The following is a 12,386-nucleotide window of genomic DNA, read 5'->3' as shown; positions in this document are numbered from 1 at the left end:
AGAGATTAGAAGCGGAAGGTCGCAGTGGCTACAACCTGACGTTCAGCACCCCAGAAGCAACCGTAGGTGTTGAAGCAGCTGGCAACATATTCACGATCGAACAGGTTGTTCACGTGAAGCGCGACGTTTGAGCCGGCCATCCCTACACGCGCCAGATCGTATCTGACAAGTGCATCAACCACGGTATAGCTACCTACCGTGAAGGTGTTCGCCGCATCGCCTTTGCTGGAGCCGGTGTAACGAACGCCAGTACCCAACGTCAGGCCAGAGAGCGGGCCATCAAACATGGTGTAATCACCCCATACGGAGGCCATGTGTTTCGGCACCTGCGCTGGCGTGTTGCCTTTGTAGTTGGTGTCCGTGGTGTATTCCGCATCGGTATAGGTGTAAGAACCGACAACGTTAACGCTCGCAGACAATGCCGCTTTCGCTTCCAGCTCTACGCCACGGGAACGGATCTCACCGCCTTCAACGGAGAAGAATGAGCCCGCTGGATCAGCCATCAGGTTGTTGGTTTTCGTCAGCTGGTATACCGCACCGGTAATCACGATCGGACGATCGTTCGGCACGTATTTCACACCCGCTTCGTATTGCTTACCTTTAGACGGAGCAAAGATGTTGCCACTCGCACCAGTCTGGGAAGCAGGTTCAAAGGATTCGCTATAGCTGAAGTAAGGTGTTACGCCATTGTCGAACAGATAGTTAACACCACCGCGCCAGGTGAACTGCGTGTCATCACGTTTGGCTGTTGTGTTCGTTACACGGTTATAAGACTCTTGATCGGCCCAGTCATAACGGCCACCAAGGGTTACCAGCACTTTATCCCACTGCGCCTGATCCTGAACGTACAGTCCTGTCTGTTTCTGGCGGTTGAGAATTTGATAAGGGCCGGAAGTTGCAGGATCTTTTGAGCCGAAATCAAAATCGCTGTTCACCGGATGGTAGAGATCCAGCAGCGGTACAGAATCGTCATAACCAAACCAGGAGTTGATGTCATTACGCATACGCATAAAGTCAACGCCGGTCAGCAGAATGTGGTCCACCTCACCGGTAGAGAATTTGCTCTGCAGTTGAGTATCAACGGTGAAGTTCTGCAGTTTTTCATGATCGACAACGTATTTACGCGCCAGGTAATGGCCTTTGTCTTCCGGGGCTAACGCTGCACACTGTTTGTTGCCGCTATTTGCAGGATCGGTACAGACGCCATAGCCGTAAACGCTGTTTTGCGAGGTTTTATTCTCGGCAAAACGCAGGTTCTGACGCACGGTAAAGGTATCGTTGAATGCGTGATCGAAGCTATATCCCACCATTTTCTGGTTACGGGAATAGGTGTTGTTCTTCGCGCCTTCGTTGAAGTCAGTCGGCAGACGATCGCCGTTTGGTAGCGGATCAACCGTTCCCTCTTTTGGCAGCCAGCCGTAATAGCCCGTTTCAGGCTCGTTCTGGAAATAGGAGAGGAACGTGAAGGTGGTTTTATCATCCGGACGCCAGGAGAACGATGGCGCGATAGCATAACGCTGTTCTTCCGCACGTTCCTGCTGGGCATTGTTAGAACGCGCCACGCCGGTTAAACGGTAGGAGTAAACGCCGTCGTCGTCGATCGCATCGCTAAAGTCAAAACCAGTCTGGAACAGGCTGTCAGTACCCACTTTGAACTGGATCTCTTTCAGCGGCTCAGTGGTTGGGCGCTTACTCACCATATTCAGCAAGCCACCAGGGCTGCTTTTTCCGTACAGAACAGAAACCGGACCACGCATGATTTCAGCGCGTTCCAGCATATAAGGGTCAATCACCGCGTCGTTATAGAAGTTGCCCTGCATCTTCATACCGTCGAGGTAGTTATTCTGGCTCTGACCATCGGCCGCGAAACCGCGAATGAGCAGGTAGTCATAGGTATTGGATGCACCACGCGTACCGACCGCAACGCCAGGGGTATAACTCAGCGCTTCTTTAACAGAGCGTGGCTGATGCAATGCCATCTCTTCAGCAGTCACGACCGAAATGGACTGTGGAACCTTTTGAATCGGGGTGTCCGTTTTCGTTCCGGTCGCGGATTGCCTTGCAGCGATAGTCGCAGCGGGTCCCCAGGCACTTTCCTGTGCCGCAGGCGCTGCGGTTACCGTAATAGTTTCTTCTTTTTTCGGGGTTTCGGCAGCATGTGCATAAGTCGACATGCCGGCAACCGCTGTGGCGACGACGACCGCGAGTTTACGCAGCGACGTGTTCATTGGCTGAGCAGTATTGGAAAGCGCCATGTTGAATCTCTGATGTGAAAGTGAATGATAACGTAAACGAGAATTATTATTATGAGCGCCAGAATAATATGCGAAACGCTGGTTGCATAGCAAGCAGTAAGCGGCCCTATGAGAATTAAGGGTTTAAGAAATCATCAAGAGAAACGAAGGGTTAATCAGAGTTAAAGCGAGGGTTAACGAAATGAGGTTTACGGGTAAAAAAAGCCCCCTTCCAGGGAAGAGGGCTTTAAAAGGTTAGTTACCGCCGAACATATCTTTAATCCAGCCGGCAACACCGTCGCTGTCTTTCTTCTCATTCTGCTGCTGCGGCTGTTGCTGCTGCGGCTGCTGTGGCTGAGAAGACGAATCAAACGGATTGCCCGATGGTTGTTCTGGCTGACTTTGCTGACACAGCGCGTCCGGGTTGGTCGTCCAGACCGGCAAGGTACGCATCCCGCCGCCGCAGACAAAGTTACCGGAACCATCCACGCCCATATCAACAATGTCTTCCGGCGCGACCAGATTCAGCGGCACAGGGGACTGATTCGCCAGATAACGCTGGTAAATCGACATCGCCCCGCTTGCACCGTACAGTTTGGTCGGCTGGTTGTTGTCGCGACCTACCCAGGTGATCACCACTTCACGGCCATCAATACCGGCAAACCAGGTATCGACATTGTTGTTGGTGGTCCCGGTTTTACCCGCCAGATGCAGACCCGGATACTTCGCTCCCAGTTGACGCCCGGTCCCACGCTGCACAACCTGTTGCATCGTCCACAGCGTCATATAGGCGGCCTGAGCGGGCACCGCACGTTCAGCCTGCGGGAAGCTCTGATAAAGCACGGAACCATCTTCAGCTATTACTGAACGCAGCGCAGACAGCTGTGCGCGGTTCCCCCCGCTGGCAATGGTCTGGAACGCCTGTGCGACTTCGATTGGCGTCAGGTTAAGCGCGCCCAGAATCATCGCCGGTACCGGATTCAGCTGATCTTTCGAAATACCCAGTTTCTGCCAGGTATCAACAATCGCTGGCAGGCCCAGTGACATCCCCAGATTAACCGTTGGTACGTTCATGGAGCGGGTTAACGCATCCACCAGCATCACCTGACCGCTGAACTGTTTATCATCGTTCTGCGGTGACCATACCTGGCCGTTAGGCTGACGCAGGGAAATTGGCGCATCTGCAATCCAGGTATTCAGGCGATACTGGTTTGGCTGGCTCAGCGCAGTGAGATAGGTCGCTGGTTTTGCCAGAGAGCCGATCGAACGACGCGCCTGCATGGCGCGGTTGTAGCCCGCAAACTGCGGCTCGGCACCGCCCACCATCGCGCGAACTTCACCGGTGTTACGGTCAACCACCACCATCGCGGTTTCAAGATCGGAGAGCTTGCGCTGTTTCTTCAGAGCCGGAATGCCTTCCACTGCCGCTTTTTCCGCCGCATCCTGCGCCACGGAGTCAAAGGTGGTGAAGATCTTCACGCCGGAGAGATCTTTAACCTTATCACCGAGCTTACTTTGCAGTTCCTGACGCACCAGTTGCATAAACGCAGGCTGAGGCGAAATCACGCCACCGCGCGGCTGCACGCCGAGTGGGCGAGCGCTCAGCATCTCGTACAACTCCTGATCGATCACCTGCTGTTGTTGCAGCAAACGCAGCACCAGGTTACGACGTTCAAGTGCCAGTTTTGGGTTACGCCACGGGTTATAAATGGACGCCCCTTTCACCATGCCGACCAGCAGCGCCTGCTGGTCAAGGCTCAGCTCTTCAACCGGGCGACCAAAGTAGTACAGACTTGCCAGCGGGAAACCACGGATTTCATTATCTCCGCTTTGACCGAGGTACACTTCGTTCATGTACAGCTCAAGGATACGATCCTTGCTGTAACGCGCGTCCATCAACACGGCCATGTACGCTTCGTTGGCCTTACGCCAGTAAGAACGTTCGCTGGAGAGGAACAGGTTCTTTACCAGCTGCTGGGTGAGCGTACTCGCCCCCTGCACTGTGCGCCCTGCAGTCAGGTTCGCCAGTACTGCACGCCCGATGGAGTAGAGGCTGATACCGTCGTGCTCGTAGAAGTGGCGGTCTTCGGTTGCCAGCAGCGTATCCACCAGCAGATCCGGGAAGCCATTACGCGCCACAAACAGACGCTGTTCACCGTTTGCCGATGAGAGCATGGTGATCAGGCGAGGATCAAGGCGGAAGAAACCGAACTGGCGGTTGTTATCCATGTTCTCGATGGTGTCCAGACGATCGCCGTCAAAGGTCAGACGCGCCCGCACCTGTCCCTCTTTGCTGTCCGGGAAATCAAACGGACGGCGGATCATCTCGATGCTCTTCGCCTGCACGGTGAATTCACCCGGGCGCGTCATCTTCGACACCTGACGATACTGGGTGGCTTCCAGCAGTTTCACCATCTCGTTCTTACTGATGGACATATCTGGCTCAAGGTTCACCATGCGGCCATATACTGCCGCAGGCAACTGCCAGACTTTACCGTCGATACGGCTGCGGATCTTCTGATCCAGATAGACGCCGTAAATCGCCATCAGCACAACAAAAATAATGAACAGCTTCAGCAGCAGCCAGAACCAGCCGCGTTTCCCCCGAGGCTTACGCCCTTTGCCTTTCCCTTTACGCGGCATCGGTTCTTCATCCTCATAATCGTCTTCATAGTCATCGTCATAGTCCTCATCTCTGAGGCGACGACGGCTTATCTTTTCTTTCGCCGGACGCGTTGGTTTTCCCTTACGTCCTATTGGCTCGCGGTCATTCCCCGCCATGCTTTTTCTCCGCAACTTTCAGGCGCAAAGGCCAGATTCTCTTTTCTTCCACATCACCGTGAAAGAAGAAATCTCTCAATTAAGAATATTTCTTCGTACGCCGTGTCGGCGCGGTATTCGCCGGATCGTCCGGCCAAACGTGTTTGGGATATCGACCCTTCATCTCTTTTTGCACTTCCCGGTAGCTGCCCGCCCAGAACGCCCCCAGATCGCGGGTGATTTGTAGCGGACGATGAGCAGGCGACAACAGTTCAAGCACCACCGGCACGCGTCCTTCAGCGATGGATGGCGTGGTCGCCTCACCAAACATCTCCTGCATGCGTACCGCAAGCGCCGGTGGATTATCCTCGTGATAACGAATGGCAATCCGGCTTCCGGTCGGCACAGTGTAATGCCCTGGCAGTTCACTATCCAGACGTTGACGTAATGACCAGTCCAGTAAATTCTGTAACGCGACCTTAACATCAAGGGCTTTTAATGCCCGCAGCGAGTGTACACCGTGCATTTGCGGCAGCAGCCAGCTCTCCAGCGAGGCAAGCAGCGTCTCATCATCCACCGCAGGCCAGGCATATTCTGGCAGCCAGCGCGCGGCACAGTGCAGACGAATACGGTATTGCTCCGCCTCTGGCGTCCAGTTCAGTACGTTCAACCCTTTTTCCCGAATGCCGTTCAGCATCGCCTGATGCAACTCTTCTTCTGACGGCTTCGCCAGTGGCTTCGTGCCGAGGGTCAGTTTGCCAATCTGGCGACGCCGAAACGCCTTCAGGGTGCCCTGGGTGTCATCCCATTCGACGATATCAGATTGCTGAAGCAGTTGCGGACATGCACGTGTCAGGGCCTCAATATCGACAGCTATCGCCTGTAATATCCGAGCATCCGGCGACTGGCTGCCCTGCAGCAGGAGCGGCGCGATCAGCCACTCATGGCGCGTCATGGCATCATCGCTGTCCAGCATCGCGCCCATGCCATTTGCCAACTGATAGCGACCGTCCAGCCCACGTCGGCGCGCAATTCGGTCCGGAAATGCTTGTGCCAGTAACAGCGCGATAATTTCAGTGTCTGGCGAGCCGCCACGGCTGTTTAGCCGTTTGCTGAGCTGCTGTGCCCGTTGCTGCCAGTTCCCCTGATTACGTGAAAATGCCTGCGCCAAATCGCTGCTGCCACCACGCGGCGGCTCCTCAAGAATAGCTGCCAGTTTCGCCGCCGTGGCAATTTCATCTTCCCCTTGCGCGGCAACCAGCATTGCGGCCAGACGCGGATCGTTGCCCAGCGCAGCCATTTTCTGGCCGCGCACCGTCAGACGCTCGCCTTCAAGCGCGCCAAGCTGGGCCAGCAGTGTACGCGCTGCGGTGAGGTTTACGACAGGAGGCGGATTAAGCCAGGTCAGTTGTCCCGGATCCGGGCAGCCCCATTGCAGCAGATCCATCACCAGACCTGACAAATCACTTTGTAAAATTTCCGGGGTGCTTTGTTGTGCCGCGCGTTCAGCCTGCTCTGCGCTGGTCAAATGCAGGCAGATACCCGCCTCAAGACGTCCTGCACGACCTGCGCGCTGTACCATTGACGCCTGGCTAATACGTTGCGTCAGGAGTTTCGTCAGCCCGGTACGCGGGTCAAAGCTTGCCACTCTCTCCTGCGCGCTATCCACCACCAGGCGAATACCTTCGATGGTCAAACTGGTTTCCGCAATATTGGTTGCCAGTACCACTTTGCGCTGCCCCGCAGGCGCGGGAAGAATCGCTTTACGCTGGTCGGCCAGCGACAGCGCGCCGTAGAGCGGACACAACAGTACATCGCTGCTGACACGGGAGGCCAGGTGCTCCTGCACACGCTGGATTTCGCCCACACCGGGTAAAAAAAGCAGCAGCGAACCGGGTTCCTGACGCAACAGTTCTGCGGTGGCGATGGCGACCGCTTCATCAAAACGCTGATGGGCAGGCAGCGGTTGATAACGGCGCTCTACGGGAAACGCTCGCCCTTGCGAGGCTATCACCGGTGCATCAGGCAGCGTCTGCTGTAGCCGTTCGTTATCCAGCGTCGCCGACATAATGAGTAGCCGAAGGTCATCACGCAGCCCCTGTTGAACATCCAGCAATAGCGCGAGGGCCAGATCCGCCTGCAGGCTGCGTTCGTGGAATTCATCCAGAATCACCAGCCCGACGCCGGTCAGTTCAGGATCGTTTTGCAGCATGCGGGTGAGAATTCCCTCGGTCACCACTTCAAGCCGCGTGGTTGGGCCGATGCAGGTTTCAGCGCGCATACGGTAGCCCACCGTTTCGCCCGGTTTTTCGTTAAGCAATTCCGCCAGGCGTTGTGCTACGTTGCGCGCGGCCAGCCTGCGCGGCTCCAGCAGGATAATTTTCCCGCTGATATTCCCGTCTTTCAGGATCTGCAGTGGCAGCCAGGTGGATTTACCGGCCCCTGTCGGGGCGTTCAGTAAAACCTGCGGGGCATGTTGTAAGGCAGCGAGAAGCTCGGGAAGGACGACGGCGACCGGCAATGAGGACACTAACAGCTCCAGAGGGTTAACATTAGTCGGCGTACATTGTAGCATCGGCGCATATCATTACCGAGTCCCCCGTATGTCTGAGTCGAAACGGCTGTTTTTTGCTATTGAATTACCCGCCCCAATACAGCGGCAAATTGTTCGCTGGCGCGCTGAGCACTTCCCGCCGGAAGCGGGTCGCCCTGTTGCCGCGGCTAACCTGCACCTCACGCTGGCCTTTCTGGGTGATGTGAGCGCCGATAAACAGCAGGCCCTGGCATCAATGGCCGGACGGATCTCTCAACCGGGATTTACGCTACACCTTGATGATGCCGGGCAGTGGTTGCGCTCGCGGGTGGTCTGGCTGGGTACGCGCCAGCCGCCTCGTGGGATATTACAGCTTGCAAATATGCTGCGCGCCCAGGCGGCACGCAGCGGCTGTTACCAGAGCCCGCAACCGTTTCATCCGCATATCACGTTGCTGCGCGATGCAGGTCAGGCCGTTGCCATCCCACCACCAGGTTTTCACTGGGCTTTTCCGGTTAATGAATTCGCACTTTATGAATCCGTCTTTGCACAAGGACGCACCCGCTACACGCCGCTACAGCGCTGGACGCTGGGCAACACCGTTAAGGACGCCTGATGAAGTTTAGCCCTCCCCTGCAACACGCCACGCTGATTCAACGCTACAAACGCTTCCTCGCAGATGTAGTTACGCCTGAAGGAATACAGCTCACCCTGCACTGCCCCAATACCGGAGCCATGACGGGATGTGCGACACCGGGTGACCGGGTCTGGTATTCCACATCAGAAAACACGAAGCGCAAATATGCCCATACCTGGGAAATGACCGAAACACAAAACGGGGCATTTATTTGTGTTAACACCCTGCGTGCCAATCAACTGGTTAAAGAAGCGCTAATGAATAATGCCCTTCCCGAACTGGTGGGCTATGACACGCATAAAAGTGAAGTGAAATATGGCGATGAAGGCAGCAGAATTGACTTCATGTTACAGGCGCAAGACAGGCCTGAGTGCTATATTGAAGTAAAATCAGTGACGTTAGCGGAACAGGAAAATGGCTACTTCCCGGATGCGGTAACGCTACGCGGGCAGAAGCATCTGCGAGAGCTAATGTGTGTTGCGGCGGCGGGCAAACGCGCCGTATTGCTGTTTGCGGTTTTGCATTCAGCCATTGAACGATTCTCTCCTGCCCGCCATATTGATCCTAAATACGCGCAATTGTTGAATGAGGCACAAAAGCAGGGGGTAGAGGTTTTGGCTTATAAAGCGGAACTTTCTGCCGATAATATGACTCTGAGATCCTCTCTTCCCATTGTCTTATAAGGGATTAGACGATTGATGATTAAGTGTTCTGGCCGCGTGCGCAAATACGCTTTTCCTCACAGGCTTGTCAAGTGTTACGTTTAGATAATTGCCATCCGGAAAAGCATCTGCTATTTATAGCGACCTGATTTTTCCCCCGACACGGGGATCGATAGTGCGTGTTAAGGAGAAGCAACATGCAAGAAGGGCAAAACCGTAAAACATCGTCCCTGAGTATTCTCGCCATCGCTGGGGTGGAGCCGTATCAAGAGAAACCGGGCGAAGAGTATATGAACGAAGCCCAGCTGTCGCACTTCAAGCGTATTCTTGAAGCATGGCGTAATCAACTCAGGGATGAAGTCGATCGCACCGTTACTCATATGCAGGATGAAGCTGCTAACTTCCCTGATCCGGTCGACCGCGCCGCTCAGGAAGAAGAGTTCAGCCTCGAACTGCGTAACCGTGACCGCGAACGCAAACTGATCAAAAAGATCGAAAAAACGCTGAAAAAAGTCGAAGACGAAGATTTTGGCTACTGCGAATCCTGTGGTGTTGAAATCGGTATTCGTCGCCTGGAAGCGCGTCCAACCGCCGACCTGTGCATCGACTGTAAAACACTGGCTGAAATCCGCGAAAAACAGATGGCCGGTTAATACCAGCGCTGTTTACACACTCCAAAGGCGGGAGTCACTCCCGCCTTGTTACTGTTGATATGTCTGAATCACACTATATTGGGCGCTTCGCGCCATCTCCTTCCGGTGAATTACACTTCGGCTCATTAATTGCCGCGCTCGGCAGCTACCTGCAGGCTCGTGCCAGCCAGGGCAAATGGCTTGTTCGCATTGAAGATATTGACCCTCCGCGTGAAGTTCCCGGTGCAGCAGACACCATTCTGCGTCAGCTGGAACATTACGGTCTTCACTGGGATGACGAAGTACTCTGGCAATCAAAACGTCACGATACGTACCGGGAACGTCTGGCCTGGCTTCGTGCTCAGGGGCTTTCCTATAACTGCACCTGTACTCGTGCACGTATCCAGAGCGTGGGAGGGGTTTATGACGGTCATTGTCGTACGCTTAATCTTCCCCCGGAAAATGCCGCCGTGCGCATCAAGCAGCGCTCCCCGGTGACGCACTTTAACGATTTACTCTCCGGCAAGATCCACGCCGATGAACATCTGGCATGTGAAGATTTTATTATCCACCGCCGTGACGGTCTGTTCGCCTACAACCTGGCCGTTGTCGTGGATGACCATTTCCAGGGCGTCACGGAAATCGTTCGTGGCGCAGATCTTGTTGAACCTACCGTGCGGCAAATATCGCTCTATCACCAGTTTGGCTGGAAAGCGCCGGATTACATTCATCTGCCGCTGGCAGTCAATGAACATGGCTGTAAGCTGTCGAAGCAAAACCATGCGCCAGCCCTGCCACACGGCGATCCACGCCCGGTTTTGATCGACGCGCTGCGATTTCTCAACCAGAATGTAACCAACGAATGGCAGGATCTGCGTATTGACGAACTGCTGAAAATGGCGATCGCCCACTGGACGCTCACGGCGGTGCAAAAAATCCAGCATTCTCAAATGCGTTGCGCTGAGCTATGATTAGCCGCTTTTTTCATAACAAAACACACTACGAGGTGTACCATTTTTACCCGAGTCGCTAATTTTTGCCGTAAAGTGCTAAGCCGCGAAGAGAGCATGGCGAATGATGCTATTGCACAGCCACACATGTCGGTTATCCCGCGTGAGCAGCACAATATTTCCCGCAAAGATATCAGTGAAAATGCCCTCAAGGTGCTCTATCGTCTGAATAAAGCGGGCTACGAGGCCTATCTCGTGGGCGGTGGAGTGCGTGATTTACTGCTGGGCAAAAAGCCAAAAGATTTCGACGTGACGACCAGCGCCACGCCTGAGCAGGTGCGTAAATTATTCCGTAACTGCCGTCTTGTTGGCCGCCGTTTCCGTCTGGCTCACGTGATGTTTGGACCGGAGATCATCGAAGTGGCGACCTTCCGCGGCCACCACGAAGCGGGCGCTTCGGATCGCACCACGTCGCAGCGCGGCCAGAACGGTATGCTGCTGCGCGATAATATCTTCGGTTCTATCGAGGAAGATGCCCAGCGTCGTGACTTCACAATCAATAGCCTTTACTACAGCGTGGCGGATTTCACCGTGCGTGATTACGTCGGCGGTATGCAGGACCTGAAAGAAGGTCTGATTCGTCTGATTGGCACACCGGAAACGCGCTATCGTGAAGATCCCGTGCGTATGCTGCGCGCCGTGCGTTTCGCCGCCAAGCTGAATATGCGCATCAGCCCGGAAACGGCAGAGCCGATTCCGCGTCTGGCGACGCTGATCAACGACGTGCCCCCTGCCCGTCTGTTTGAGGAAGCCCTGAAACTGCTGCAGGCCGGCCACGGCTTTGAAACTTATAATCTGCTGCGCGAATACAACCTGTTCCAGCCGCTGTTCCCGACCATTACCCGCTACTTCACCGAAAGCAGTGACAGCCCGATGGAGCGCATGATTGCGCAGGTGCTGAAAAATACCGATACCCGTATTCGCAACGATATGCGTGTGAATCCGGCGTTTCTGTTTGCGGCGATGTTCTGGTATCCACTGCTGGAAACGGCTCAGCGAATCACTCAGGAGAGCGGTCTCGCCTATTACGATGCCTTCGCACTGGCCGCGAACGACGTGCTGGACGAAGGGTGCCGTACGCTGGCGATCCCGAAACGTATTACCACGCTGGTGCGTGATATCTGGCAGCTTCAGTTGCGTATGTCCCGTCGTCAGGGCAAACGTGCCTGGAAGTTGATGGAGCATCCTAAGTTCCGCGCGGCATTCGATCTGCTGTCACTGCGTGCTGAAATTGAAAGGAATCAGGAGCTGCAGCGTCTGGCGCAGTGGTGGGCCGAGTTCCAGGTTTCCGCCCCACCTGAACAGAAAGATATGCTCACCGGGCTGGATGAAGAGCCGGAACCACGTCGCCGTCATCGTCGTCCGCGCAAACGCGCGCCGCGTCGTGAAGGTGCTTCATGACCCTCGCGTATATCGCCATCGGCAGCAATTTAGCCTCTCCGCTGGAGCAGGTTAACGCTGCCGTACAGGCGCTGGGCGAAATTCCGCAAAGCCGGATCGTGGCCGTCTCTTCGTTTTACCGCACCCCACCGCTGGGGCCGCAGGATCAGCCAGATTATCTCAATGCCGCCGTAGTGCTGGAGACCTCTCTGGATGCCGAAACGCTGCTGGATAATACTCAGCGCATCGAACTGCAACAGGGTCGCGTACGCAAAGCCGAACGCTGGGGACCTCGCACTCTCGATCTCGATATTATGTTGTTTGGTCATGAGATCATAAACACTGACCGCCTCACTGTTCCGCACTACGACATGAAAAACCGGGGTTTTATGCTCTGGCCGCTGTTTGAAGTCGCCCCCGATCTCACCTTTCCGGATGGTATCTCGTTGAAGGCCGTTCTGGACACTCTCAACGCGGAAAGACCCGCTCGCTGGTGATCCTGCAAGTTACCGATTAACCCTGAAATATTTGCCGTTAA

9 protein-coding genes are annotated in these 12,386 nt (G+C 55.0%); 6 read left to right on the top strand and 3 right to left on the bottom strand.

The annotated features are described in order from the left end of the window. Positions 1-5: 5 nt before the first annotated feature. From fhuA to hrpB, 3 genes are all read right to left on the bottom strand, one after another. On the bottom strand, positions 6-2,255 hold the full coding sequence (fhuA, locus tag WB237_RS15220) for a ferrichrome porin FhuA (RefSeq protein ID WP_336214288.1): 2,250 nt from the start codon (positions 2,253-2,255) through the stop codon (positions 6-8). A 234-nt stretch (positions 2,256-2,489) separates the two neighbouring features. Next, the gene (gene mrcB, locus WB237_RS15215) at positions 2,490-5,015 is read right to left on the bottom strand and encodes a bifunctional glycosyl transferase/transpeptidase (protein ID WP_336214286.1); all 2,526 of its coding nucleotides are present in this window, start codon (positions 5,013-5,015) and stop codon (positions 2,490-2,492) included. 79 nt (positions 5,016-5,094) lie between these two features. Beyond that, entirely contained in the window at positions 5,095-7,524 is a 2,430-nt protein-coding gene (hrpB, locus tag WB237_RS15210; protein WP_336214283.1) for an ATP-dependent helicase HrpB, read from the bottom strand. A gap of 73 nt (positions 7,525-7,597) precedes the next feature. On the opposite strand from hrpB, the gene thpR reads away from it, so the two are divergent. The 6 genes from thpR to folK all read left to right on the top strand — a co-directional run bounded on the left by thpR (position 7,598) and on the right by folK (position 12,345). Next, positions 7,598-8,143 (top strand): RNA 2',3'-cyclic phosphodiesterase, encoded by a 546-nt coding sequence (gene thpR, locus WB237_RS15205; RefSeq protein ID WP_108089590.1) that lies wholly within the window; start codon positions 7,598-7,600, stop codon positions 8,141-8,143. Then, entirely contained in the window at positions 8,143-8,847 is a 705-nt protein-coding gene (gene sfsA, locus WB237_RS15200) for a DNA/RNA nuclease SfsA (RefSeq protein WP_028018318.1), read from the top strand. The genes thpR and sfsA overlap by 1 nt, the downstream gene beginning before the upstream one ends. A gap of 176 nt (positions 8,848-9,023) precedes the next feature. Further along, on the top strand, positions 9,024-9,479 hold the full coding sequence (dksA, locus tag WB237_RS15195) for an RNA polymerase-binding protein DksA (RefSeq protein WP_001155232.1): 456 nt from the start codon (positions 9,024-9,026) through the stop codon (positions 9,477-9,479). 59 nt (positions 9,480-9,538) lie between these two features. Continuing rightward, the gene (gene gluQRS / locus WB237_RS15190; protein WP_336214280.1) at positions 9,539-10,429 is read left to right on the top strand and encodes a tRNA glutamyl-Q(34) synthetase GluQRS; all 891 of its coding nucleotides are present in this window, start codon (positions 9,539-9,541) and stop codon (positions 10,427-10,429) included. 42 nt (positions 10,430-10,471) lie between these two features. Next, complete coding sequence (pcnB, locus tag WB237_RS15185) at positions 10,472-11,869, top strand: polynucleotide adenylyltransferase PcnB (RefSeq protein ID WP_336214368.1); 1,398 nt, start codon at positions 10,472-10,474, stop codon at positions 11,867-11,869. Further along, complete coding sequence (folK, locus tag WB237_RS15180; protein ID WP_336214278.1) at positions 11,866-12,345, top strand: 2-amino-4-hydroxy-6-hydroxymethyldihydropteridine diphosphokinase; 480 nt, start codon at positions 11,866-11,868, stop codon at positions 12,343-12,345. The genes pcnB and folK overlap by 4 nt, the downstream gene beginning before the upstream one ends. The last annotated feature ends 41 nt before the right edge of the window (positions 12,346-12,386 follow it).

Source organism: Enterobacter sp. P82 (assembly GCF_037053385.1).
Lineage (GTDB): Bacteria > Pseudomonadota > Gammaproteobacteria > Enterobacterales > Enterobacteriaceae > Enterobacter.
This window is presented reverse-complemented; position numbering and strand designations above follow the sequence as displayed.

Coding starts and splice junctions, on each gene's coding strand:
- mrcB (WP_336214286.1), bottom strand. CDS start 5,015: ATGGCGGGGAATGACCGCGAGCCAATAGGACGTAAGGGAAAACCAACG.
- sfsA (WP_028018318.1), top strand. CDS start 8,143: ATGAAGTTTAGCCCTCCCCTGCAACACGCCACGCTGATTCAACGCTAC.
- dksA (WP_001155232.1), top strand. CDS start 9,024: ATGCAAGAAGGGCAAAACCGTAAAACATCGTCCCTGAGTATTCTCGCC.
- fhuA (WP_336214288.1), bottom strand. CDS start 2,255: ATGGCGCTTTCCAATACTGCTCAGCCAATGAACACGTCGCTGCGTAAA.
- folK (WP_336214278.1), top strand. CDS start 11,866: ATGACCCTCGCGTATATCGCCATCGGCAGCAATTTAGCCTCTCCGCTG.
- gluQRS (WP_336214280.1), top strand. CDS start 9,539: ATGTCTGAATCACACTATATTGGGCGCTTCGCGCCATCTCCTTCCGGT.
- thpR (WP_108089590.1), top strand. CDS start 7,598: ATGTCTGAGTCGAAACGGCTGTTTTTTGCTATTGAATTACCCGCCCCA.